The organism is Catonella sp. (assembly GCF_052169795.1).
Classification (GTDB): domain Bacteria; phylum Bacillota; class Clostridia; order Lachnospirales; family Lachnospiraceae; genus Catonella.
The window spans coordinates 1-25,800 of the sequence record NZ_JBQNBU010000022.1 but is presented as its reverse complement, the minus strand read 5'-3'; the positions used below and the strand labels follow the sequence as shown (position 1 = coordinate 25,800).

Genomic DNA, 25,800 nt, shown 5'->3' with positions numbered 1-25,800 from the left:
TGAAAAAACTTGGAGGTAATATGTCAGAAGAATATGTTTATGCGGTCGCAAGAATCCGCAGTGCTGAGCTTCGTCTATTAACAAGTTCGGTTCTCGAATCTCTTCTTGCCGCAAAAAGCTATGATGAATGCCTTCGCCTGTTATCAGACCATGGTTGGGACATAGATGATTCAATGTCTTTATCCACCATACTGAAGAATGAGAGGGATAAGACCTGGAAATTTATTTCCGAGCTTATTTCCGATCCCCATGTCTTCGATGTATTTCTCTACGCAAATGACTATCACAACCTGAAAGCCGCAGTTAAATCTGCTGCCGAACAGATAAACCGTGATGACATTTATTTAGAAAAAGATCAGTGCTCTATTGATCCGGAAATCATCCGTAAGGCACTTCAGCAGAGGGATTTTTCTACACTTCCGTCTGACATGCAGAAGGTTGCAGCGGAATCCCTTGATACTCTTTTACACACAGGCGATGGTGGGCTTTGCGATATCATTATCGACAAGGCTGCACTTACTAAAATATATGAGTCCGGCAAAAAGTCAGGTAATGAAATACTTGAATTATATGGAGAACTCACAGTAGCGGCTGCCAATATAAAGACTGCTATAAGAGCTTGTATGATAGGTAAGGATATTTCCTTCCTTGAAAAGGCATTAGCTCCTTGTGATTCTCTAAATGTAGACAGGCTTGCAAAAGCTGCTACTGAAAGCCTTGATGCAATTTATGAATATCTTTCACACACAGCCTATTTGGATGCAGTTCCTGAGATTAAAAAATCCCCTTCAGCATTTGAACGGTGGTGTGATAATCTGATAATTGCAAAAATTCGTCCACAGCGTCATAATCCGTTTTCAATCGGACCTCTTGCAGCCTATATACTTGCAAGGGAAAATGAAATAAAATCTGTGAGAATCATCCTCTCAGGGAAGATAAATAATCTTTCCGATGATTCCCTCAGGGAAAGGGTAAGGGAAATGTATGTCTAGAATAGCAGTTATGGGAGACATAGACAGTATCTATGGTTTCGGTGCTCTTGGTTTTGACACCTTCCCTTTTACCGAACAGGCTGAAGCAGCCAAGAAGCTTCGTGAACTGGCTGAAGGAGATTATTCCATCATCTATATGACTGAGGCTTTGGCTGAAAAATTAAGTGACTTGATTGATCATTACAGGGAAGAATTACTTCCTGCAATCATACTCATTCCGGGAGTTTCCGGCAATACCGGTAAGGGAATTGAGTTAGTCAAGAAGTCTGTGGAACAGGCAGTTGGTTCAGATATCATCTTTAATAACTAAGGAGCATAAGAATGAATACAGGAACAATCAAAAAAATCGCCGGACCTCTTGTTATAGCCAGAGGTATGGGCGGAGCAAATATGTTCGACGTTGTTCGTGTAAGTGAGCAGCGTCTTATAGGAGAAATCATCGAAATGCACGGTGATGAAGCTTCTATACAGGTTTATGAAGAAACCTCCGGTCTTGCTCCGGGAGCACCTGTTGAGTCTACAGGACTTCCTATGAGTGTTGAGTTAGGACCAGGTCTTATCGGAAGTATTTATGACGGAATTCAGCGCCCTCTTGATGACATTATGAAGGTAACAGGAGGAAATCTCCTCAGCCGTGGTGTTGAAGTTCCTGCACTTAAGCGTGAAAAAGTATGGCACTTTGTACCTTCTAAAAAGGTAGGTGACAAGGTTACACATGGCGACATAATCGGAACTGTTCAGGAAACTCAGGTAGTTTCCCACAAGATTCTTGCACCTATCGGTGTAGATGGTGAAATCGCTGAAATTGCTGAAGGTGATTACAAGATTACAGATATGGTGGCTAAGGTTAAAAATGCTAACGGCGAGCTTAAAGAAGTTGGTCTTATGCAGAAATGGCCTGTTCGTAAGGAGCGTCCTTACAAGCAGAAACTTTCACCTGATATGCCGCTTATCACAGGACAGAGAATAGTAGATACCCTCTTCCCTATAGCTAAGGGTGGTGTTGCTGCAGTTCCGGGACCTTTCGGTTCAGGTAAGACCGTAGTTCAGCATCAGCTTGCAAAATGGGCAGAGGCTGACATCGTGGTTTATATCGGTTGCGGTGAGCGTGGAAATGAGATGACAGACGTTCTTAACGAGTTCCCAGAGCTTATCGATCCTAAGACAGGTCACTCTCTTATGGAAAGAACAGTACTTATTGCAAATACCTCAGATATGCCGGTTGCGGCTCGTGAGGCAAGTGTATATACAGGTATTACCATAGCTGAGTACTTCAGGGATATGGGTTATTCAGTAGCTCTGATGGCTGACTCCACTTCCCGTTGGGCAGAGGCTCTTCGTGAGATGTCAGGTCGTCTTGAGGAAATGCCGGGTGAAGAAGGTTATCCTGCTTACCTCGGTTCCCGTCTTGCACAGTTCTATGAGCGTGCAGGCAGGGTTAAGGTACTTGGCGAGGAGGATAAAGAAGGAAGCCTCTCAGTTATCGGTGCGGTTTCCCCTGCCGGCGGTGATATATCTGAGCCGGTTACACAGGCTACGCTTCGTATTGTAAAGGTATTCTGGAGACTTGATGCCAACCTTGCTTATCAGCGTCACTTCCCTGCTATTAACTGGCTTGAGAGTTATTCTCTTTATAATACAATGGATCCTTGGTTTGCCAAAAATATCAGTGAGGACTGGGTTCCATATAAGAACAGAGTAATGGCTATCCTTCAGGATGAGTCAGCACTTAAGGAAATGGTTCAGCTCGTTGGTGAAGATGCTCTTTCAGCTCCTGACCGTCTTAAGATGGAAGTTGCAAGATCTGTAAGAGAGGATTTACTCCAGCAGAACGCATTTATGGAGGAAGATACTTATACTTCTCTTCATAAACAGTTTATGCTTATGAAACTTATACTTACTTTCTATGATATTTGTCTTGAGGCTCTTGATAAGGGTGCAAATATCAATAAGCTTATAGCTATGGAAGTTCGTGAGCCTATCGGTCGTTTTAAATATACTGCTGAGGACAAGGTTGATGCCAGATTTAAGGAAATCGAGGCAGCCCTTGCTAAAGAAGCAGATGATGTTGCACAGGAGGTAGACTTCTAATGGCAAAAGAATATAGAACAATACAAGAGGTTGCCGGTCCTCTTATGCTCGTACGCGGCGTAACTGATGTCGCATACGATGAACTCGGTGAAATCGAACTTGCTGACGGTAGCAGACGTAGATGTAGGGTACTTGAAATAGATGACGGTAATGCTCTTGTACAGCTTTTTGAGTCTTCAACAGGTATCAACCTTGAAAGCTCAAAGGTACGTTTTCTTGGAAGAAGCATGGAGATTGGTGTGTCTGAAGATATGCTCTCTCGTGTCTTCGACGGTCTTGGTCGTCCTATTGACGGCGGTCCGGAAATCCTTCCTGAAGAAAGACGTGATGTAGCAGGCCTTCCTATGAACCCTGCTGCAAGAAGCTACCCTGAGGAGTTCATTCAGACAGGTGTATCCGCTATTGACGGTCTTAATACCCTTGTTCGTGGACAGAAACTTCCTATCTTCTCAGGTTCAGGTCTTCCACATGCTGAGCTTGCTGCACAGATTGCACGTCAGGCAAAGGTTGTAGGAACAGACGAGCCGTTTGCGGTTGTATTTGCTGCTATGGGTATTACCTTTGAAGAGTCTAACTACTTCGTAGAGTCCTTCAAGGAGACAGGAGCTATTGACAGAGCAGTTCTCTTTATGAACCTTGCAAATGACCCTGCTGTAGAGCGTATTGCTACTCCTAAGATGGCACTTACCACAGCTGAGTTCCTTGCTTTCGAAAAGGGAATGCACGTACTTGTTATCCTTACAGATATTACAAACTATGCAGATGCTCTTCGTGAGATATCAGCTGCTCGTAAGGAAGTTCCGGGACGTCGTGGATATCCTGGTTACATGTATACTGACCTTGCTACTATGTATGAGCGTGCAGGCCGTCAGAACGGAAAGAACGGATCTATCACTATGATTCCTATTCTTACCATGCCTGAGGATGATAAGACTCACCCAATTCCTGACCTTACAGGATATATTACAGAGGGACAGATTATTCTCTCACGTGATCTTTATCGTAAGAAGATTGAGCCACCTATCAACGTTCTCCCATCTCTTTCCCGTCTTAAGGATAAGGGTATCGGTGAGGGCAAGACCAGAGCAGACCACGCAAACACCATGAACCAGCTCTTCTCAGCTTACGCTCGTGGTAAGGATGCTAAGGAGCTTATGGTCATCCTCGGTGAGGCAGCTCTTTCAGATATAGACAAGCTCTATGCTAAGTTTGCAGATGAATTTGAAGCTGTTTATGTATCACAGGGCTTTAGAACAGACAGAAGCATTGAAGAAACCCTCAATATCGGCTGGGATCTCCTCAGAATCCTTCCTAGAAGTGAGCTGAAGAGAATTCGTGACGAGTACCTTGATATGTACTACGATAAAAAGTAATCCATCAATATAATTATCAAGGGAGGTGAAAATTTGGCAACTGTTAATGCAACAAGAATGGAGCTTACGAGGCTTAAAGGTAAACTTATTACCGCTACCAGAGGACATAAGCTCTTAAAAGACAAGCGTGATGAGCTTATGCGTGAGTTCCTCGACCTTGTTAGAAAAAACAAAGCTCTGCGTGAAAAGGTTGAAGAAGACCTTAAGAATGCAAACAAGAACTTTGTTATAGCCCGCTCTACCATGTCAGATGAGACTGTAAGAGTTGCCTTTATGGCACCTAAGCAGGAGCTGACAGTTGAGGTAAGCACCCGTAATGTAATGAGTGTTAATATACCTCAATTTGAAACAAAGGCCAGAACCAGTGATGAAGGAGATATCTACTCATACGGTTTTGCCTTTACTTCAAGCGACCTTGACACTGCCGTTCTCTCTCTTTCAAGTATTCAGAAGGATCTTATCACCCTCGCAGAGGTAGAGAAGTCCTGCTCACTTATGGCTGCTGAAATTGAAAAGACCAGAAGACGTGTTAATGCTCTTGAATACGTTATGATACCTACCTTACAGGCTAATATCAAGATGATAACCATGAAGCTTGACGAGAACGAAAGAAGTACTCAGATAAGGCTTATGAAGGTTAAGGATATGATGCTTGAAGAGGCACATCATTATAAAGAAAAACAGCAGGAAGCTGTGTAATATGTAAATAAGGAGCTACGATTACAAATTGGTCGTAGCTCCTGTTTTGGCTTCTTATCTTGTATAGTCTCTCATTTTTATCTTTTCGTTCTGGGGTATTATATGTACCACTTCTTGTTTAGTCATTCTTATGGCATATTTGCATTTTTATCTATAACTTCTCTCCATGCCTTTGACTCCTCCGTTTCTATAATTGATAAAAAAATATTTTTATATGTATTCTCATAGCCCTCATTTTTACTACGAACTGCCTCCCAATAGTTACTATAAAGTTCTTTTACAGCTTCTTCATCAATTATAAGTTTCATAGCCTCTTTTTTGTCCTTGTCATCCCATAAAACAGTATAATTAAATCTTCTTACTTCAGAAAAAAAAGAAATTATCTGGTAAGAACGAAATCCGACATATTCATATATCTCAGATTTAACTGGAAATGAACCTACACTTGGTACAAATGCTATGTTCACCGTGTATTTTCCTTCTTCAATATCTATGCTTATGTCTCCAAAATTATCTTCAAAATTAAATCCAAATATGGATTTTACATAATTCTCAATCCTATCTGCAGCTGTTTTGGTATCTATTGAATTATTATTTTCTTTCTCTTTATTAATATTTTTATCTGTTGCTATATAAGTAAAAATAAAAATTACAGTTATTGTTAAAATAATATTTAGAATAACAGACATTTTATACTTCATAAAGGCTCCTTTTATTTAACCTTACTTTTCAAAGGAAATTCAAGTCACAATCAAACTGTAACTTGAATTTCTAATTTACTCATTTTAAATATTGATTATGATGTGAGTAACTGCACTCTTTATTTCCAACCATTAAAACGTCTTAAAGAATAACCATTAAGTTCATCTGGTGTTCTTTGACATAATTTTACTTTTTCTTCGTCTTTAACTGTTGCTTCACGTGTTATATAAATAGTAGATAGTGCATTTTTAGTCAAGCAGGTTTGAATGTTAAACATATCCTCAGCATTTTTCCTTGAACTTTTTTTCCATTAAAGATGCAACCTTCAAAAATACTGTCACAACAGCTGTATATCAAGGAAAGCTAATTTTAGAGTTTTGTAAAAACAGCAAACCATTTCTGATTTACTATTTTAAACTGCTTATGTTTTCGGTTTTATTATTCCCTCCACATCCAAACATAAAAATTTATATGCTTAATTACTTCTACAAACGAACTTGATTCGCCTAATTTAAATTCATGAATATTTTCTAAGATACTATCCTTATTCGTCTCTATGGATTCATATCCTAAATTTTTCATATAATGTACCAACTTAAAATTTTTATTTGCAATAATAACTTTAGGATATTCCTGAATCTCATAATATTCTTCACCTAATACCGAAACCCTTACCAATCCATTCAAAGGCACAAACGGATTCCATATTCTAAATTCTTTGTAAGAAATTATCATGCTGGAAGTTAAAAATAAAATTATTATGGGGATAAAGACTAATTTTCTCATTCTCTTTTTCATACTATACCATTATGATAAAGGATATACCCACACTCGTTTATAGGTATTAAACAATGTCGATAAAGACTTTCCAGTTTCTTCAAATTGATCAGAAGTATGACAAGCATACAGCATTTTACTTATACTTCTTCCATTAACTGATGTTATGATTACTGTGTGATCGACAACTTTATCACCATCAAAATCTAAACTTACTGGATCCCCTACCTTAGTATCACCCGCTTTTGAACGAACACCTACTCTATCACTCCAATGGTGGAAAAAATTGTTTGCTCCTCCCCAAGTATGTGATGGCTTACTGCCAGAATAATACCAATTTCCCTTATCTTTGTGAGGATTCCACCATCCTTCTTTAATCTGTACAGCACCTCCAGCTGCCAAACATTGAGAAACAAAATTAGTACAATCATTCCAGTTCCTCTTATTATCTCCTTTACCTTCTGACCACATATCATTATTACTAGGTGTTGGATGATTATAATAATTGGCATAGTATCCATAGTCTTTATTATTAGTTTTTTTAGCCCACTTTTTTGCATATTCTTTTGCTTTTTTACCATCATATTCTGACAACTGTCTGTTTGAATATGTATCTACAATTGCATCACTCTTAACAGTAGATGGATATTTTTCGGTATCAACTGGCATCATTGAAATCAAAGCATTAAATCTATCATCATCAAAAAGCTTATCTGATGATTCATACTCTAGTAACTCTATGCTATTTATTAAATCTTTCATCTCATTGTTATATTCATAATTTTCATAAATATCTATGAACCTAGCAAATTCAATAAAGTTATTATCTTCTAACGCATATGCCTTAACAATAGTTTGAAATTCAATGTCATCTATATCCGCATTTACATCAAACAAATTAGATATTTTTTTTATTTTATCATTAAAATATCTTTCACCATAACTCCTAGCTTCACTTTTAGAAATTGTAAATTCTTTTGGCATACTAATGTTCAGAGTCAGTATTGATGACTTTTTATCATAGTTATTATAATTTTTAAAAACTTGATGCGATAATTCATCAAAAGAAATAACTTTATCTATTATTTTCTCACTCTCTGAATTAAAGTTAATATGCAACTCAGCCTCCAACATTTCTGTTGTCTGTAAGTGCGGTTCTTCACTTGCAAACAAATCTGTACGAAATGCGGAAAATGCAAACAAAATTGTTATCAGATATAGTATACTTGTTCTTTTTAACATATAATATCCTCCTCGTATATAATATATAAATATACTACTAACTATACTGTTTAGAAAAATCTACGATATTAATCTCCATTCTTATACCTCTGTGGATTTCTATCTTTCATATGTTTCTCCTTACATCAAGTTTTTAAGCCCCATTTTCTATTACAACTTATAAACAACTAAACCAGTTATCCATCTTAGCAACCAAAAGCATTACAGCACTTAGTAAAACAGCTGAACTTACCACATATGATAAAGTTATCCAATTAACAAGTACAAACATCATAAAAGTTACCGTTAATGCCAACAATATCCATTTTAACCTTCTCTTATATACCAAGACCTCAATATCTTCCAGTGGCTTATTTCTATGACCTATAGGTGCGTATAGTAAGAGTATACCATTCGAAATTACCATCACCAATACACTTGAATATTCATTCCATACAGAAAGTTTTATACTACCAAGTGCCATTATCACAGCAATCACTGATATTAAATAACACCTTATAGGACTGTCAGAGTGATATCCACCGGAATATGACCTGATTAACATCAGGCAGATAACAAATACTATACTCTCTGAAAGCATTCCCATACAAAAGCCTATTATAACTGTCGTAAATAAATTCAGTAAAGTTCTAAAAAGCTGAGTCAGTCCATATACATATACTTCTCTGCAATCCTCTATGGACTCTCCACTCTTTATTATATTTGTTATGATTTTTTCAGATAAAGCTTCCATAGCTAAAACCTGCGAAGTTTTTTGATTTTTTCAGGCATCTTAGGCTGATGAAATACAAAAACGCAAGAAGTATTTGCACTCACAAATGCAAAAAACAATGCACCCATACAAACTGTCTTGTTTATAATTTTAATCATTTTATTTCTCATACAATATTATCTCCTTTTCTATTAGGTATTTTCATTACAAACACTCTAACATATATTAAAAATGTAAATAAAAACAATGTTTAATATGGCAAGTTTGAAAAATTAAAAATTACTTTACCTAAAATATCTTCTTTTTTTACATAGGGATATCTCCAAAATCTAGAGTCAAAAGAAATATTCCTATAATCTCCAAGTACAAAAAATTCATTATCAGGAACAGAAAAGTCACCGCTAAATAGTCTTCCATCTTCATCATCATATATATATTCTTCTTTAATAACTTTATTGTTAATATAAAGTTGATTATTTAAAATAGTAATCTCGTCACCAGGCAATCCTATAAGCCTTTTCACATATTTTTCGTCATAAGCAACTTCATTAGGATTAAAAATACGATGATTAAAAACTATTATATCCCCATAGCCTATTTCCTCTAAATTGGTGCGGGTCACCAACAAAACATCTCCCTTTTTCAATGTGTTATCCATAGATGAAGTAGATACGGTAACTACAAAGACAAATCTAGATATTGTGAAACATATTAGTATACTTAAAAATAATGGAAGCATCCAATTGCATATAATTTTTTCCAACCCAAATTCTTTAGGAATCTCTGCGCCAGCTGCAAAAACTCCTTGAATGGATAGTAAGGATATAGCAAGCGAAAAAGCTACTGTATTCATTATTTGTTTTTATTATACAGTATTAAAACGCTCTGTGCGTAAAATGTAACGAAATATAGGTTTAAATGTAATAACTTACATCATAAGCATAAATTCACATATAAAAATGCTCTAATATCATCATTTTTATGCGACATCAGAGCATTAACCTTTTATATATCTCAACAATATAAAATTATCATTGTTTCAAACTTTTTATCTCCATATTTAACATCTATTATTCCATCATATTTATCCACAGTCCTTTCAATACTTATCTGTCCTATCCCATGTTTATTTTTATCCTCTTTCGTTGAAATAAAATAATTACCTATTTTTGATTTTTCTATATGCTTATATGAATTTACAAACCAAATTATAAGCCTCCCTGATTTATACTGAATATCAATATTTAAATATTTATTTTCTTCTGTTTCTTTTACTGCTCTTATGGCATTATCAAGCAAATTTCCCAGAATTGTAGTTAAATCAAAATCTGAAACTTCCATCTTTGCAGGAATATTTATATTCACTGAAAGTTCTACATTATCCGCTCTTAAACTTTCAAGCTTATAATTTAAAATGCTGTCAACTATTACATTTCCTGAATTTATAATCTTTTCTTTACCTTCCACTTCTCTCAAAATTTCTTCAAAATATTCCTCGTATTCATATTTTTTCTTATTGTCATAAAGAGATTTGAGCATAAATATATGATTCTTCATGTCATGCTTAAGTCTCTCTACATTATTGATATTTTCTCTTATCATATCAAACTGTTTTACATAATATTCATTTTGCTGTTCAATTATAGCTCTGCGATTATTTTCTCTCATTATACTTAAAGTACTGTTATATAAAAAGTAATTTGTAATATTTACTGTCACTATCAGGCTTACTGCTAAAATAACCTCTATTTTACTGACAGAAGTAGCAATATTTAAAAACAAAATCAGCAAAATTAATGTAACTACGGGTACACTCACTATTCCTATCCATGAAGAAAAAGGTATATCAGTTTCTTCTCTTTTGGTTATCATATACCCATCTAAGATTATAACCACTAAATATGTAAACAGTCTGACACTTATAATTAAATACATTGACCTTAAATCCGTTTTTTCAAAAATACTTAGCCCTATATAATTAGCTGATATTATAAATGGCACTTCCACAATTATTTGTATCAGATATGTATAAATAATCGCCATCAGCCTCTTTTTCATTCTTACTTTGTAATTTAAGCTAATAATAAAATATATTAAGAAGTTAAATATCAGTAATACAATAGGTATATTTAGATATATAAAAATCACGCAGCTTAACAGATAATACACAAAATAAGATAAAAATAATACCTTCTTATTTTTTATCGTTTCATTCCCACAGAATATCCCCATAAGCTTATATACAGTATATACTCCCAAAACATTAATAATTATAAAAACAAGGTTAATCAAACTCATCTTCCATCCTCTTTTTCTCGTATTTAATCTGTATTTCCTTTATTTCTCTCCGTTTAGACCGGCTAATAGTAATCCTGTCACCGGTAAATACTATAAGTTCATCCGGTTTAAAGTGTTTAATCTGTTTATAATTTACTATATACGAGCGGTGAGGCTGTATAAAAAATTCCGGTAAATGCTTTTTAATTTCCTCCATTTTCCCATAAAACCTGTAAGTTTCTTTTACACATACTATTTTAATTTCTCTTTTATCACTTTCAAAGTATATTATTTCTGAATAAAGTACCTTTACAGTACTCTTAAAGTTTTTAAACTCAAAGGCTTTGTTCTCTTTATCAGATATTTTTATAGCTAAGAGAACTGCTTTAATCACCTTTTCTTCTTCTATAGGTTTGCTTATAAATTTTATCGGCTGTACATCAAAGAGCTGCCTGTCATAGCTGTTTTTTCCGGATATGTATACTATCTTAGTAGTATAATCTTCCATATTGTCCCTTATGATATGTCCCACTTCCACTCCATTTATCTCACCAAGCTCGATATCTAAAAAGATAAGGTCATATTGGGTATTCTCTCTTAGCTCTTCTATAAGAGTCTCACCATTATTAAATATATCAATTTCAATTTTTTCGTTTTGCAGTTCTTTATTCTCTAAAATGATATTTTTAATCTCATCACATACTTCTTTTACATCATCACAAATAGCAATTCTAAACATTGTATACCTCTATAATCATAATAATTTTACCCTAATCAGCTGAAATTATTATATCATATTTATATAAAAAAAGCCCTTCCGACTGTAAATTATTATCAGTCAGAAGGGGTTTCTCTACATATCAATCCCAGCAAAATCTACATACAAATCATCGTAAATATTAACCTTAATTTTATCCTTAAAAGAATAAGTCTCGGCTTTAAACTTTGATTCTTCAAAATAATACACCCATATACTTTCCTTCGTAGGATCAACTATCCAATATTCTCTTACTCCTGCCTCATTATAAAGATTCAGCTTAAGTACATAATCATGTCTTGAATTACCCGGAGATACAATTTCTATAATCCAGTCCGGTGCTCCGGTGCAGCCTCTGTCTGTAAGCTTATCTTCATCACAGATAACACTGATATCAGGCTCTACTATAGTGTTCCTATCTTTCATCAGCTTAACAGCAAATGGTGCAGGATACACATGGCAGGAACCTGCCTTTGCCTTAATATAGTTTCGTATTGTTCCTGCAAGTTCCATAAGTATAGTCTGATGTTTTCTCGATGGAGCAGCCTGATTATAAATCAAATCTCCATCTATAAGTTCAGCTCTTATATTTTCCGGTAAACTGTAGTAATCTTCTTCTGTATAAAGTTTTGGCTTTGCTAATTCCATAACTCATTCCTCCCTTCATAATAGATATTTTATCATATTTCTATATAATTACCAAAAATTTTTTTATAATTTCCCACTATATTGAAAATTCTTTATCCTTGACTACTATGGTTATATAGTATATAATGTGTATTAATAAACATCACATTAAAAATTGAAAGGACGATGCTTTTGAAAATAATTATTTCTAATAACTCCAATGTACCGCTATACCAGCAAATAAAAGACCAGATAAAAGATAGTATTCTAAAAGAAGAATTAGCCGAGGGAGATTCTCTTCCATCTATCAGGACTTTTGCCAACGATTTACAGGTAAGTGTACTGACTATACGAAGAGTGTATAATGAGCTGGAGTCAGAAGGATTTGTTGTAAGCCAAGCAGGACTTGGAACTTTTGTATCAACCGGAAACATTGAGCTTTTACAGGATGCAAAGAGAAGATTGGTTGAGAAGAAAATGGCAGAACTTATTCAGACGGCAAAATCTTTACAGATAACAAAAGAAGATTTGAACAGTATGATGGATATTTTGTACGAGGAGGATTGATTATGAATAATGTTATTGAAATTAATGGACTATATAAAAAATATGAAAATTTTGAATTATCAAATGTTTCAATTTCCATACCAACCGGTTGTGTTGCAGGTTTTATTGGCTTAAATGGTTAGGGAAAAACTACAACTATAAGAACAATGCTTGGATTATCAAAGAAAATTTCAGGAACAGTCAAAATACTTGGAAAAGATATAGACAAAAATGAAAAAGAAATCAAAGAGAGAATAGGCATTGTATTTGATGATGGTTATTTATATGAAACTCTTAAAATGAAAGATATGAAAAATATTGTTGCAAAAGCTTATACAAAATGGGATGAAAAAATATATAGTGATTTTATGAATAGATTCTCCTTAAATGAAAATCAGAAAATCTCCACTTTATCAAAAGGAATGAAAATGAAGTTCGCATTAACCCTTGCATTATCCCATCATGCTGAGTTACTCATAATGGATGAGCCTACATCAGGACTTGACCCTCTGGTACGAAAAGAGCTATTGGATATTCTAAGTGAGTTCATGGAAAATGGTGGCAAAGGAGTATTTTATTCCAGTCATATAATATCTGATTTAGATAAATTTGCTGATATTATTGTATTTATAAATAATGGAAAAATTATTTTTGTAGAAGATAAAGATTATTTACTTGATTCATTTGTATCTGTTAAAGGGGATAAAAAATTTTTAACTGAAAACAACAGAAAATTGTTCATCTGCTTAAATATAAATGAATATGGATTTACCGGAATTACTAATCATTTAACTGAACTTAAAGAGAGTATCCCTGAAATCATAAGTGAAAGAATTAATCTTGAAGCTTTGATGCTTGCATACATTGAAGGAGGTAAACATTATGCTTAATCTTATTAAAAAAGATTATCTTATCGTAAGAAAAATCTGGCTTATTGTTATGCTTGTAGCTATTTTAATTCCTGCTTTTTTAACTTTCGCAGGTAGTGGTATGACTATTCCGGCCGGGATTACACTTACCGTTATGAGCACATTATTGGCAATGACATTATTTTCAAGCATTGATGAAGAGGAAGAAAAATATCCCAAAGCAGCTGCCCTTATCACCACAATAGGATACAGCAGAAGCACTCAAGTTATCAAAAGATATATACTTATGATCATGGTATTTTTCTACTCTGCCTTTATATATTTTATTGAATCATTTTTTATTACTGAATTAGGAAACATTACAATAATGAATTTCGTTACCTCAATTTTTGTCTTCATTATCACCGCTTCATTGTACTTATTGCTAACTACCTTGTTTGGTGTCAGAGCAGGGCGATATATTGTAATGTCCGTTATTGTCCTAATTTCATTAGGTCCTACAATTATATCTAAGCTAAGAATTAAAATTAATTTTGACTTTTTAAAAAATTTAAATGATAGTTTATTAATTATTATCCTGCTAATCTCAACTTTACTAATATATTTAATATCATTAAAAATATCAATAATTTCATACAGCAATAAAGAGCTATAAAGTTACATTGCAATATAGAAATGATGACCATAAAGCTTAATGAGGCACATTATTTGTGCAAAGACAAAATAATCCCTTCTGAATTCATTTTAATCAGAAGGGATTTTATTACAGTTCAATCTCTTTAAAATCTACATACAAATCATCATAAATATTAACCTTAATTTCATCCTTAAAAGAATAAGTCTCGGCTTTAAACTCTGATTCTTCAAAATAATACACCCATACACTTTCCTTTTCAGGATCAACTATCCAATATTCTCTTACTCCTGCCTCATTATAAAGATTCAACTTAAGCACATAATCATGCCTTGGATTACCCGGTGATACAATTTCTATAATCCAGTCCGGCGCTCCTGTACAGCCTCTGTCAGTAAGTTTATCTTCATCACAGATAACGCTGATATCAGGCTCTACTATAGTATTTCTGTCCTCCCAGAGTTTAACAGCAAATGGTGCAGGATATACCTGGCAGGAACCTGCCTTTGAATCAATATAATTGCTTATCCTTGCAAAAAGCTTTCCAAGTATAGTCTGATGTTTTCTCGACGGAGCAGCCTGATTGTAAATCAAATCTCCATCTATCAGCTCAGCCCTTAAATTCTCAGGTAAACTATAATAATCTTCCTCTGTATAAATCTTTGGTTTCGCTAATTCCATAACATAGCCCTCCTTTTAACCAGTATATCACACTTAAATATTTATAAAAAGAATCAAATAATAGTAAAATAAAATTAATCTGACTATTATAGATTTTTCTCGTATAATTCAAGCACTTTTTCTCGACAATTTTCAAGAAGCTTCATCCTGGCCTCTTTGGAAAGTTCGTGTATTAAGATAGGTTCTCCGTACTCTATAGTCATCTCCGTAGACTGAATCCAAGGCAGATGATCTTCAAAAACCTTATTTGCATTAGTAATTGCAACCGGTACTATAGGGCAACCTGCCTTTTCAGCCATCTTCAAACTTCCCGGTTTGAACTCCAGCATACCCTCTCCACTATATCTGGTACCCTCCGGTGAGATAAACATGGAAGTCCCTGACTTAATTGTTTCTATTCCCTTAAGTATGGCCTTAATACCTTCACGAGGATTCTCCCTGTCTAATAATACACAGCGTATGAATCTCATCCATATCCTAAGCCCGGGTACTTTTGCAATTTCCTTTTTTGAGACAAATCCTGCGAGTACAGGAACTGTATAAAAAGCAAGTATCACATCAAAAAATCCTCTGTGATTAAAAATAAAAAGCACCGGTTCATCTTTTGGAACCCTCTCCACACCTATGACTTTTTTCTTTATTCCTGATAAAAATAATATCTTTCCAAACATTATTTTTACTATAGAGCAGCTTATTCTCTGTTGTAAACCGGCATTTATCTTTCCTATAAGGAAGAGTAACGGAATACCTACTATGCTGAATATACCAAATAAAGTCAACAAAATACCTACTAATATCAGTCTCATTCTATCTCCTGCTACAGCTCTGTAACCTTTTTATCTATTCTAAGAGCATTATTATAATCATCAAGTAATTTTTTCTTTGCATCCCATAACCTCTGTGTCAAATCTACATGGACTTCATGTGGATTGACAAGTCTTCTGGTTTCATCCCATAAAGTATCCAGTTCTTTAGCACAATAATCCCTTATCTCCATTACACCGAGAGAGCTGTATACACACTGTCCCTTAAGAAAGATTGGCACAAGAAGCTCCCTCACTTTAAATTCTCCCGGAATTAATCGGGTTTTCTTCCAAGTTTCTATAGGATCGAACATCATGTATTCTTCATCTTCGCTTATAATTTCATCAGAAAATGCTATGAGGTCTCCTTTAATCTTGCCCTCCATATCATAAATCCTAAATATTGTCTTATTCCCCGGATTGGTTATCTTCCATGTATTTTCAGAAAGCTTAATCTTAGGCTCAAAACTACCATCTTCGTTCTGAATAGCAGCAAGTTTGTATACTCCTCCAAAGGCAGGACAATCCGCACTTGTTATCAGCTTTGTGCCAACTCCCCACGAGTCTATACTTGCCTTCTGCAACTTAAGCGATGAAATCAAATTTTCATCCAAGTCAGATGAAGCCACTATACTTGCATCACTAAAACCGGCTTCATCAAGCATTTTTCTTGCTTTTTTTGAAATATAAGCAAGGTCGCCACTGTCAATTCTTATTCCGTACCTTCCCATATTTATGCCGGCTTCCCTCATCTCCCTAAACACCCTTATTGCGTTAGGAACTCCCGAACGAAGAGTATCATAGGTGTCTACTAAAAGAATTGCATTATCAGGATAGAGGCTTGCATATTCCTTAAATGCAGTGTATTCATCCGAAAAACTCATTATCCAACTATGGGCATGGGTACCGAGGGCAGGCACTCCGAACTTCTTTGCACATATTACATTACTTGTACCTGCACAACCGCCTATTACAGCTGCTCTTGCTCCAAGTGTACCTGCATCGGGCCCTTGCGCCCTCCTAAGACCGAATTCCATTACAAAGTCACCCTCAGCCGCATAGCAAACCCTAGTAGCTTTGGTCGCTATAAGGCTCTGATGATTTATCAGATTCAGAATTACAGTTTCAATTAATTGAGCCTGCATAATAGGAGCAACTACTTTAACTAAAGGCTCCATTGGAAATACAACCGTTCCTTCAGGTACTGCATATATATCACCTGTAAAATGAAAACCTGAGAGATAGTCCAAAAAATCCTCATTAAACATCTTAAGCGAGCGAAGATATTCCACATCTTCATAATTAAAATTTAAATTTTTAATAACCTCTATTACCTGCTCAAGCCCTGCTGCCACTGCAAACCCGTTGTCTGAGGGATTATGCCTGTAAAACATATCAAAAACCACTGTAGGATCTTTTTTATTTTTAAAATAACCCTGCATCATAGTCAATTCATAAAAATCTGTAAGCAAAGTAAGATTATCTACCATTTTTCCTTTTCCCCTTAAAGCTGATTTTACTTATTTAATTTCTTTGCAAGTTCTTCTTCATTTTCCGGAATTTTTTCTTCCTTTACAACCTCTTCTTGCTCACCCTTGTTCTTTCCCATCATATCAGAAAATTTCGCCGAAAAATCAGGTATCATGTCCAAGAGTTTGGTTATGAGATCTTGATTTTTAATATTTACAAGACGCACACTCCCATTTTTAATCACCAACACTGAACTTGGTGTTATTTTACCTGACATAGCCCCTACTCCATTGTCCTTCTTCTTGGATTCACTCGCAAAAGCACCTGCCCCTGCACCGAAAGAAACATCCACCAAGGGAAGTATGGTAGTTCCATCTTCAAACTTTATTGCATCTCCTACCACAGTTTTACTTGTTATAAAGCCATCCATACCTTTAAATAAGGCTGTCATTGTTTCATCAAAATTATTACTGGCCATATTTGCTCTCCTAGTTTTTCTCAAAAATTATCTTACATCTGTTAAAATTTTTTCTTAATAACTTAACCCGCTTACTAAACAATACTTTTAAAATAACTAAAATTATTATAAACAGAGTTATTCTGCCTGAAAAAAAGACATCTGTTTCAATCACTTCCTCATCCCATTCAGGTATGATTTCAAACTGTCTTCCCAAAAAAGGATAGATTAGACATAAATACGAAAGATACTGCCCCTCAGTATACACATCTCCCGTACCGAATCTAAGCCAACCTTTTATCCTCTTAGGGCAAACCATCTTTATCAGTCTTTTTCCTTGAGTAAAAAGATACCATGCTCCATCTAGTGTACCCTCTGAATTCAAAAAGTGAATTATAGCTTCTTTTTTTAAGTTAATGCCTTTTAATCTTTCTTTAAAGACCTTCCACTTTGTCTTAATTCTTTTTATTTTATGTTTCATCTTGGAAAATAAGGCTGTCTTTCTCTTTTTGAGCTTATTTGTTTCTTTTTTTTCTTCTTTAGGCTTTTCTTCTTTAGGATTCTCTTCCTCTATCCTTACTTCCACCGCTTCTTTTAAATCATTCTCAGCCTTTATTTCATCGGTATTTTTTATCTCAGACTTTTTTCCTAATTCTCCCTGTACAGCCTCTCCTTCTTCAACCTTAACCGGTTGGTTAGATACTGCTTCCGTTTTTTTCATCTGCCTATCGTCGGAAGCGAGAGTGAAAAAGGCTGTTTTAACACTATAGAATAGTTCATTCTCATAGCTGAACCCTGCCCATATAAACCTAAATAGGAAGCTTATTTCTCCTTTAATACCAAATTGCTTATCTGTATATTTTAAACTAAATTTATAGGTAAACGGTATAAACAGAAACAATAATATTATTGCTAACAGTATAAGCAATAAACCAAGCAGAGCCAACCCTATTATCTTAAGTCCTATCAACAGAATACCTACAATCTCCAATGCTTTACTCCTTTTGACCCTCTTTTTTAATCCAAAGTCTTGCCACCAGCATTATTGCCTCAGACTTTGAACCTGTCAGGGCTATCAGCCTGTAAATTGATCTCCTATATGGAGTTTTTCTTAACTCATTTAATGCAATTATTTCGTATAAGTTATCCGGGTTCTGAGGTTCAAATATTCCGAATGCACCAATAGGCGAAAACTTCCCCTTTTTAAGGGAAGCAATAACCTTTTCCCTTATCATATCAGACTTCATAAGTCCTTCTGTTATGAGAGTTTCGCCTATTATTATCATTATATCACCATCATTCACAAATTATTTCTGTTATTGCCTTTATAGTAGCCACCAGTTCTTCCCTACTATTACATGAAACAAGAGAAGATCTTATGTAATCCATAACTTCTGTCCTATTTTCGAAGTAAACAGGGATGCTTCCAATGACCTGAGCCATTATTCCCCTTCTTACACTTCTGTCTACTTCTCCAAATATTCTATCAAATTCTGTTCTAAGACTTTCCTTAATCTTATTCAAATCAGCCTCTGAGGCAATGCCTGTATCCTCAAGGTCTTTTAAATCTGCAAAAAGACTACCCTGTCTTAATATGCTACACTTATATAGAGAGTCATACTCCTCACCACATCCCAATTCAGAAACTTCTTTTTCAAACCTTGTCTGTATATCAAAAAGTTGCCCTTCGTATCCCATAAGGCTTTCATAAACAGACTCAAGCTTTCCTTCAAGTTTAGTAAAAATCTGAGCCATTTTCACATCAAATTCATCAACTCCCATATCATCATCCGCAAAGCTCTCATTAGTAAATTGTATCATCTCCATTTCAAGCTTTACAGCCTCTTTGCTGATATTGTTAAAATTGAGCAAAACAGCATATAAATCATTTACAACTTCCATTATTAGAATACCGTCATCTGTAAGATCTGAACATCTTGCTATGGTTGAACTAAGCTTTATACTTTCAGTAAGAAGTTCTTTCTTTTCAGCCTTGTCAAACTCAAAATTCTTAAAATACTCAAGTTCATCAGCAAGTTCAGGATACAAACTCTGCATCTTATCTAAATTATAAATCATACCTGCCTGCCTAACCATGTAGGCAAAAGCTTTAAGTGCTTTTTTATCAGCCCCTGTATAGCGGTCTACAGAAGTTTCGATTATGTCAAAAAACTTTCCCTTTGTATATCTGATAGGAAGTTCTGAAATAACCCTTTGTATTTTTGAATTAATAGCTATATTATCCTCATCTTCAAAAATATAAGCAAGAATCTTTTTTGCTTCCTCATCAGTATCAATTTCCTGTCCTTCATAATCTTTATTAGGTAGTTTTCTTGAAAGTACATAGTTAAAATTCTCAAATGCACTCAAAAAAGCTGTGGCACTATCAACCCTATCCTTTACTTCTTCCCTTATCTTTTCAATTTCCTCTATGTTCTCTGCGTACACTTCTCCCTTATCTAATAATGATTTAATTAAATCATTAATCTGCTTTCCAATACTTGCAAATCCTCTATCTGTTTCTTTTTCCCTGCTATTTATGAAATAATTTGAATAATTCATAGAAAGATTTAATACTGACAAGCTTCCATAAACTGCTGAAAGCTCCCTTGCAAAAATAGGCAGGCTTTTATCAAGATTCTTACCTTTTCTAATATCTGACATAACACTTGTTCTCTTACTCATTTTCATTTCCTCACTTATATATTAATTAATTGTAAAACCTTTTGTTACATGCTGATGTGTAAATAAATGTTCATTGCAATATTCATAATTGCCCTCACATTTTGAACAAAATCTAAATTCAAGGTCCGGATTATCAAGTTCAGTCCTTCCACAAATTGCACATTTATGCCGTGCAACCCCCTTTTCTGTGCTGAAACCATGCTCGACAGATTTTTTCCTTGCCTCAAATTTCATCCTGCGTATCTTATTGTTAAATTTCTGCCTATAATTCTTTGTAGAAAAGAAAAACCATATAAAGTTTAGAAGGGCAACCACTATGGCTATTGCAAACATAAAGTTCCCTGCTGCTGCATTCTGTACTATCTGAAGCACTACAAAGGCACCATAAAATATACCCAAATACTTCATCTTCACAGGCAATACAAACATAAGCAATACCTGATAATCAGGATACATAGCACAATAAGCCAAAAGCAGGGACTCATTTATATAATTCAGACCGAAATATAATCCGGAATTTGCATCCCCGGTTACTGCATATGTAATTACCGCTGCTATTATATTAAACAAAATCCCGGAAAGATAATATACATTAAATCTAAAGGTCCCCCAGGCATATTCAAGATTTGTACCTAAAATCCAATAAAAATACAGGGTAATAACGAAAAATATAATCGATGTTCCACCTCTCATACTGCTTAAAGGCTCAAGAATAAATGTAATCAACCTCCATACTTCACCCCGCATAACCTTTTCTATATTTATAGAAAGATAGTCTACATAAAATGTCGGAGCTGCTACAGAAAGCAAAGCACCTACTATATATATACCGATAATATACAGCATAAGATTTTTAATTGCAAACCGTCCCAGTTTCCTTTCCATTTTGTCTAGAAAATTATTCATTTACTACTCTCCTAATCATTGTTAAAAACATATACATACTTTCTATTATAAATTCTAAGCAAACCCTTGTCAACAATAGGAGCATTTTATAATATAAAAATGTTCTATAAAAAACACATTTTTGTAAATTTTTTCTACTACCCTTTTTTTTTCGTTGTGGTATAATAGCCTGTATGCAAACTAATTGTGCTAAATATATTGAATATTTTTATTAAATAGGAGTATAATTTATGTCAGAAACAAAGTACCGCTTAGGTATAGATATAGGCTCTACTACAGTTAAAGTTGCACTTATAGATAATGATTTGAAAGTTCTTTTTTCAGATTACCAAAGGCATTATGCCAACATACAGGAAACTCTTGCAAGCCTTCTCCACGACGCAATAAAGGTCTGTGGAAATGCAGAAGTTTATGCTATGATAACAGGTTCAGGCGGGCTTACTCTCTCCAAACATCTTGACATTCCTTTTGTGCAGGAAGTTATAGCAGTAGCTACAGCTCTTAAAACCTTTGCTCCTCATACTGATGTTGCAATTGAGCTGGGTGGCGAAGATGCCAAAATCATTTACTTTACAGGCGGTATAGAACAGAGAATGAACGGAATCTGTGCCGGTGGCACAGGCTCCTTTATCGACCAGATGGCAAGTCTTTTAAAGACTGATGCTTCCGGTCTTAATGAGTATGCAAAAAGTTATCAGTCTATTTACCCTATAGCTGCCCGCTGCGGTGTATTTGCAAAATCCGATATACAGCCGCTTATAAATGACGGTGCTACCAAGCCCGACCTTGCGGCTTCTATCTTTCAGGCAGTTGTAAATCAAACCATAAGCGGTCTTGCCTGTGGTAAACCAATCAGGGGAAATGTAGCCTTTCTTGGAGGACCTCTGCACTTTCTTACCGAACTTCAGGCTGCTTTTGTAAGAACCTTGGAGCTTGGACCTGAAAATATAGTCGCCCCTGAGGGCTCACATCTTTTTGCGGCTATGGGCTCTGCTATGAGTTCAAAATATGAAAAGACTACAACCCTAGCCAACCTCCATAATACGCTTCATAATAAGGTAAATATGGATTTTGAAGTAGCGAGGCTTGAGCCGCTTTTTAACAGCGAAGAAGATTATGAAGCATTTAAGGCTGAACATAAGAAAGCTGAAGTAAAAAAGGGAAATCTTGCAGATTACCATGGAAAATGTTTCTTAGGTATAGATGCAGGCTCTACAACTACCAAGGTAGCGGTTGTAGCAGAGGATGGAACCCTTTTGTATTCATTCTACAGCAGTAATAACGGAAGTCCTCTTAAGACTTCTATCAAGGCATTTAATGAAATACATGAGCTTATGCCTAAGGACTGTAAGATTGCAAGAAGCTGTTCTACAGGCTATGGTGAAGCCCTGCTTAAGGCTGCCTTCCTTTTGGATGAAGGTGAAGTTGAAACTGTGGCACATTATACCGCAGCTTCCTTCTTCAATCCTAAAGTAGACTGTATCCTCGACATAGGCGGTCAGGATATGAAATGTATCAAAATAAAAGACGGTACAGTTGACGGCATCCAGCTTAACGAAGCCTGTTCATCCGGCTGTGGCTCATTTATAGAAACCTTTGCAAAATCACTTAATTATGAAGTTGCAGACTTTGCAAAAGTTGCACTTTTAGCAGAAAATCCTATCGACCTCGGTTCTCGCTGTACCGTATTTATGAACTCCAAGGTTAAGCAGGCTCAGAAAGAAGGTGCAAGTGTATCAGATATTTCCTCAGGTCTTGCGTATTCAGTTATTAAAAATGCCCTGCTTAAAGTTATAAAGCTTACCGATCCTAAAGATTTAGGTGAAAATATAGTAGTGCAGGGCGGTACTTTCTATAATGATGCGGTACTTCGCAGCTTTGAAAAAGTTTCCGGTACAAAGGCTATAAGACCTGACATAGCCGGTATAATGGGTGCTTTTGGTGCTGCCCTAATAGCAAGAAAGCATTATAGAAAGGGTGACGAGACCACTACTCTTTCCTATGAGCAGATTAAAAGCTTAAGCTATGAGACAAATATGGAAAGATGCCGGAAATGTAATAACCACTGTATGCTCACAGTAAATACATTTACCGGCGGAAGAAATTATATATCAGGTAACAGATGTGAAAGAGGACTTGGTCTTGAGAAGAACAAGGACAATATTCCTAACCTTTTTGAGTACAAGATGCAGAGAATCTTCGGTTATAAGTCTCTGACTGAAAAAGAAGCTCCTCGTGGAACTATAGGTATCCCAAGAGTGCTTAATATGTATGAGAATTATCCTCTCTGGTTTACCTTCTTTACCAAACTTGGATTCAGAGTTGTACTCTCTCCACGCTCAAGCAGAAGCATATATGAACTTGGAATAGAGTCAATACCTAGCGAGTCTGAATGTTATCCTGCTAAGATTGCACATGGTCACGTTATGTGGCTGCTTAAAAAGGGTGTTAAACACATTTTCTACCCTTGTGTAATTTACGAGCGTAACGAAACACCTGACTCAAATAACCATTATAACTGCCCTATAGTAACCTCTTATGGTGAAAATATAAAAAATAATATGGAAGAACTTGCAGATCCTTCCATTACTTTTGAAAATCCTTTCCTTTCACTTGAGTCCGAGAAAATACTTACCGACAGACTTGTGAAAATATTTGAAGGAAGAATACCGAAGAGCGAGATAAAGGCCGCCGCTAAAGAAGCTTGGAATGAGCTTCTCCAGTCCAAAAAGGATACAGAGGCAAAGGGAGAAGAAGTTATTGCTTACCTTAAAGAAACAGGCAAAAAAGGAATAGTCCTTGCCGGAAGACCATACCACGTAGATCCTGAGATTAATCACGGTATCCCTGAACTCATCACTTCATTCGGAGTCGCTGTACTTACAGAGGATTCTATCTCACATCTCGGTCAGGTGGAACGCCCTCTTGTGGTTATGGATCAGTGGATGTACCATTCAAGACTTTATAAGGCTGCCTGCTATGTAAAAACCAATCCTGCCCTTGATTTAATCCAGCTCAACTCATTTGGTTGCGGTCTGGATGCGGTAACTACGGATCAGGTAAGTGACATCCTTGAAAGAGCCGGAAAGATATATACTGTACTTAAGATAGATGAGGTAAATAACCTCGGTGCTGCAAGGATTAGAATCCGTTCATTACTTTCAGCAGTTAAAGATAGGGAAGCTAACCCTCAGACAAACTTTGATATTTCCTCTGCTACCGACAGAGCTGTATTTGAGAAGGAAATGAAGGATTACACCATCCTCTGTCCTCAGATGTCACCTATTCATTTTGAAATGCTTAAAACTGCTATTGAATGGGGCGGTTACCATATTGAACTCCTCGCTGATGAACATTCTGTAATAGATACAGGACTTAAATATGTAAATAATGATGCCTGCTATCCTTCACTTATAGTGGTAGGACAGATTATGAGTGCTATTAAGTCAGGCAAATATGATGTAAATAAGCTCGCAATCTTTATAAGCCAGACCGGCGGTGGCTGTCGTGCATCCAACTACATAGGATTTATCCGCAGAGCTCTAAAGAAGGAAGGGCTGGCTCATATACCTGTTATTTCTCTTTCTGTACAGGGACTTGAGAAAAATCCGGGCTTTAGTACTACTCCTCCTATACTGCTTCGCTGTTTACAGGCTCTTGTTTATGGAGATTTGTTTATGAGGGTGCTCTATGCTACAAGACCTTATGAGCTTGTAAAAGGCTCTGCTGATGAGCTTCACAGGAAGTGGGAGAAAAAGTGTATAGAAAGTCTGAAAAGGGCTAATATGCTCACCTTTAATAAGAACTGTAAACAAATTGTGGCTGACTTTGACAATCTTCCTCGTGTAGAAGGGCTTACCAAAACCAAGGTAGGCATAGTGGGAGAAATCCTTGTTAAATTCCTGCCAAGTGCAAATAACGGGGTAGTTGAACTCCTTGAAAATGAGGGAGCTGAAGCCGTTGTACCCGACCTTATAGACTTTTTACTGTATAGTGCATACAATACTAACTTCAAAGCAGAAACTCTTGGTAAGAGCAAAAGAAATGCCTTTATAAGTAATAGAGCCATTGACCTCATAGAATTTTTCAGAAAGCCTGCCAGAAAGGCTCTAAGAAAGAGTAAACATTTTGTAGAACAAAGCTACATAACCGAGCTTGCAAAATTTGCCGAACCTATTGTTTCGCTCGGTAATCAGACAGGTGAAGGCTGGTTCCTTACAGGTGAAATGATAGAGCTTATAAAGTCAGGTGCAACCAATATAATCTGTACCCAGCCGTTTGGCTGCCTGCCTAACCATGTAGTTGGAAAAGGTGTAATCAAGCAGTTAAGACTTACCTATCCGGGTACAAATATAGTAGCGGTAGACTATGATCCGGGTGCTAGTGAAGTAAATCAGCTTAACAGAATTAAGCTTATGCTTGCTACTGCTGAAAATGAACTTTTAAGAAGCTAAAAATATTAAAAGGAAGTTAGGTTCATAACCCTAACTTCCTTTTTTA

At 35.7% G+C, this 25,800-nt stretch carries 25 protein-coding genes and 1 pseudogene; 9 read left to right on the top strand and 17 right to left on the bottom strand.

All coding sequences use genetic code 11. From position 1 onward, the window contains the following. The first annotated feature begins 20 nt into the window (after positions 1-20). Genes ACTTKP_RS05105 through ACTTKP_RS05085 form a run of 5 tightly spaced genes read left to right on the top strand, consistent with a single transcriptional unit; the run spans position 21 to position 5,155 of the window. Positions 21-992, top strand: a complete 972-nt coding sequence (locus tag ACTTKP_RS05105) for a V-type ATPase subunit (RefSeq protein ID WP_442552826.1) — start codon at positions 21-23, stop codon at positions 990-992. Next, the gene (locus tag ACTTKP_RS05100) at positions 985-1,302 is read left to right on the top strand and encodes a V-type ATP synthase subunit F (protein ID WP_315102665.1); all 318 of its coding nucleotides are present in this window, start codon (positions 985-987) and stop codon (positions 1,300-1,302) included. The genes ACTTKP_RS05105 and ACTTKP_RS05100 overlap by 8 nt, the downstream gene beginning before the upstream one ends. A gap of 11 nt (positions 1,303-1,313) precedes the next feature. Further along, positions 1,314-3,083 carry a V-type ATP synthase subunit A gene (locus ACTTKP_RS05095; protein ID WP_442552825.1) on the top strand — a complete coding sequence of 590 codons (1,770 nt, stop codon included), beginning with the start codon at positions 1,314-1,316 and terminating at the stop codon, positions 3,081-3,083. Further along, positions 3,083-4,456: a V-type ATP synthase subunit B gene (locus ACTTKP_RS05090; RefSeq protein WP_442552824.1), complete on the top strand. Its 1,374-nt coding sequence runs from the start codon at positions 3,083-3,085 to the stop codon at positions 4,454-4,456. The genes ACTTKP_RS05095 and ACTTKP_RS05090 overlap by 1 nt, the downstream gene beginning before the upstream one ends. A gap of 33 nt (positions 4,457-4,489) precedes the next feature. After that, the gene (locus ACTTKP_RS05085) at positions 4,490-5,155 is read left to right on the top strand and encodes a V-type ATP synthase subunit D (RefSeq protein WP_442552823.1); all 666 of its coding nucleotides are present in this window, start codon (positions 4,490-4,492) and stop codon (positions 5,153-5,155) included. Positions 5,156-5,283: 128 nt separating this feature from the next. On the opposite strand, the gene ACTTKP_RS05080 is transcribed toward ACTTKP_RS05085, so the two are convergent. The 9 genes from ACTTKP_RS05080 to ACTTKP_RS05040 all read right to left on the bottom strand — a co-directional run bounded on the left by ACTTKP_RS05080 (position 5,284) and on the right by ACTTKP_RS05040 (position 12,270). After that, positions 5,284-5,856 carry a hypothetical protein gene (locus tag ACTTKP_RS05080; RefSeq protein ID WP_442552822.1) on the bottom strand — a complete coding sequence of 191 codons (573 nt, stop codon included), beginning with the start codon at positions 5,854-5,856 and terminating at the stop codon, positions 5,284-5,286. 439 nt (positions 5,857-6,295) lie between these two features. Further along, complete coding sequence (locus tag ACTTKP_RS05075; protein WP_442552821.1) at positions 6,296-6,643, bottom strand: hypothetical protein; 348 nt, start codon at positions 6,641-6,643, stop codon at positions 6,296-6,298. A gap of 21 nt (positions 6,644-6,664) precedes the next feature. Continuing rightward, on the bottom strand, positions 6,665-7,876 hold the full coding sequence (locus ACTTKP_RS05070; protein WP_442552820.1) for an amidase domain-containing protein: 1,212 nt from the start codon (positions 7,874-7,876) through the stop codon (positions 6,665-6,667). Positions 7,877-8,033: 157 nt separating this feature from the next. Next, positions 8,034-8,609, bottom strand: coding sequence for an accessory gene regulator ArgB-like protein (locus tag ACTTKP_RS05065; RefSeq protein ID WP_442552819.1), 576 nt, complete (start codon positions 8,607-8,609; stop codon positions 8,034-8,036). Positions 8,610-8,611: 2 nt separating this feature from the next. Then, a complete protein-coding gene (locus ACTTKP_RS05060; RefSeq protein ID WP_442552818.1) occupies positions 8,612-8,758 on the bottom strand; it encodes a cyclic lactone autoinducer peptide in 147 nt (48 codons plus the stop codon). A gap of 80 nt (positions 8,759-8,838) precedes the next feature. Continuing rightward, positions 8,839-9,441 (bottom strand): signal peptidase I, encoded by a 603-nt coding sequence (lepB, locus tag ACTTKP_RS05055; protein WP_442552817.1) that lies wholly within the window; start codon positions 9,439-9,441, stop codon positions 8,839-8,841. Positions 9,442-9,602: 161 nt separating this feature from the next. Further along, positions 9,603-10,886, bottom strand: coding sequence for a GHKL domain-containing protein (locus ACTTKP_RS05050; RefSeq protein WP_442552816.1), 1,284 nt, complete (start codon positions 10,884-10,886; stop codon positions 9,603-9,605). Then, positions 10,873-11,604, bottom strand: a complete 732-nt coding sequence (locus ACTTKP_RS05045) for a LytR/AlgR family response regulator transcription factor (protein WP_442552815.1) — start codon at positions 11,602-11,604, stop codon at positions 10,873-10,875. The genes ACTTKP_RS05050 and ACTTKP_RS05045 overlap by 14 nt, the downstream gene beginning before the upstream one ends. A gap of 114 nt (positions 11,605-11,718) precedes the next feature. Continuing rightward, on the bottom strand, positions 11,719-12,270 hold the full coding sequence (locus ACTTKP_RS05040; RefSeq protein ID WP_442552814.1) for a Uma2 family endonuclease: 552 nt from the start codon (positions 12,268-12,270) through the stop codon (positions 11,719-11,721). A gap of 171 nt (positions 12,271-12,441) precedes the next feature. On the opposite strand from ACTTKP_RS05040, the gene ACTTKP_RS05035 reads away from it, so the two are divergent. The 3 genes and pseudogenes from ACTTKP_RS05035 (at position 12,442) to ACTTKP_RS05025 (ending at position 14,319) form a co-directional block, all read left to right on the top strand. Then, on the top strand, positions 12,442-12,816 hold the full coding sequence (locus tag ACTTKP_RS05035) for a GntR family transcriptional regulator (RefSeq protein ID WP_442552813.1): 375 nt from the start codon (positions 12,442-12,444) through the stop codon (positions 12,814-12,816). Between the two features lie 134 nt (positions 12,817-12,950). Further along, positions 12,951-13,685 (top strand): annotated as a pseudogene (locus ACTTKP_RS05030) (ATP-binding cassette domain-containing protein); the annotation flags it as partial. Next, complete coding sequence (locus ACTTKP_RS05025) at positions 13,678-14,319, top strand: ABC-2 transporter permease (protein ID WP_442552812.1); 642 nt, start codon at positions 13,678-13,680, stop codon at positions 14,317-14,319. The pseudogene ACTTKP_RS05030 and the gene ACTTKP_RS05025, both read left to right, overlap by 8 nt. A 108-nt stretch (positions 14,320-14,427) precedes the next feature. Here the strand turns inward: ACTTKP_RS05025 and ACTTKP_RS05020 are convergent, their stop codons facing one another. The 8 genes from ACTTKP_RS05020 to ACTTKP_RS04985 form a co-directional block, all read right to left on the bottom strand. Then, positions 14,428-14,979 carry a Uma2 family endonuclease gene (locus tag ACTTKP_RS05020; protein ID WP_442552811.1) on the bottom strand — a complete coding sequence of 184 codons (552 nt, stop codon included), beginning with the start codon at positions 14,977-14,979 and terminating at the stop codon, positions 14,428-14,430. A gap of 86 nt (positions 14,980-15,065) precedes the next feature. Continuing rightward, on the bottom strand, positions 15,066-15,785 hold the full coding sequence (locus ACTTKP_RS05015; RefSeq protein WP_442552810.1) for a lysophospholipid acyltransferase family protein: 720 nt from the start codon (positions 15,783-15,785) through the stop codon (positions 15,066-15,068). Between the two features lie 11 nt (positions 15,786-15,796). Continuing rightward, positions 15,797-17,272 carry a nicotinate phosphoribosyltransferase gene (locus ACTTKP_RS05010; protein ID WP_442552809.1) on the bottom strand — a complete coding sequence of 492 codons (1,476 nt, stop codon included), beginning with the start codon at positions 17,270-17,272 and terminating at the stop codon, positions 15,797-15,799. A 26-nt stretch (positions 17,273-17,298) separates the two neighbouring features. Beyond that, positions 17,299-17,730, bottom strand: a complete 432-nt coding sequence (locus ACTTKP_RS05005; protein WP_442552808.1) for a GerW family sporulation protein — start codon at positions 17,728-17,730, stop codon at positions 17,299-17,301. Between the two features lie 10 nt (positions 17,731-17,740). Then, positions 17,741-18,700: a hypothetical protein gene (locus ACTTKP_RS05000; RefSeq protein WP_442552807.1), complete on the bottom strand. Its 960-nt coding sequence runs from the start codon at positions 18,698-18,700 to the stop codon at positions 17,741-17,743. Positions 18,701-18,704: 4 nt separating this feature from the next. After that, positions 18,705-18,995, bottom strand: coding sequence for a hypothetical protein (locus tag ACTTKP_RS04995; protein WP_442552806.1), 291 nt, complete (start codon positions 18,993-18,995; stop codon positions 18,705-18,707). Positions 18,996-19,005: 10 nt separating this feature from the next. Continuing rightward, positions 19,006-20,394, bottom strand: a complete 1,389-nt coding sequence (locus ACTTKP_RS04990) for a hypothetical protein (RefSeq protein WP_442552805.1) — start codon at positions 20,392-20,394, stop codon at positions 19,006-19,008. A gap of 21 nt (positions 20,395-20,415) precedes the next feature. Further along, on the bottom strand, positions 20,416-21,300 hold the full coding sequence (locus tag ACTTKP_RS04985; RefSeq protein WP_442552804.1) for a rhomboid family intramembrane serine protease: 885 nt from the start codon (positions 21,298-21,300) through the stop codon (positions 20,416-20,418). Between the two features lie 230 nt (positions 21,301-21,530). Between ACTTKP_RS04985 and ACTTKP_RS04980 the strand changes: the two genes are divergently transcribed. Further along, entirely contained in the window at positions 21,531-25,754 is a 4,224-nt protein-coding gene (locus ACTTKP_RS04980) for an acyl-CoA dehydratase activase-related protein (protein WP_442552803.1), read from the top strand. Positions 25,755-25,800: the final 46 nt, after the last annotated feature.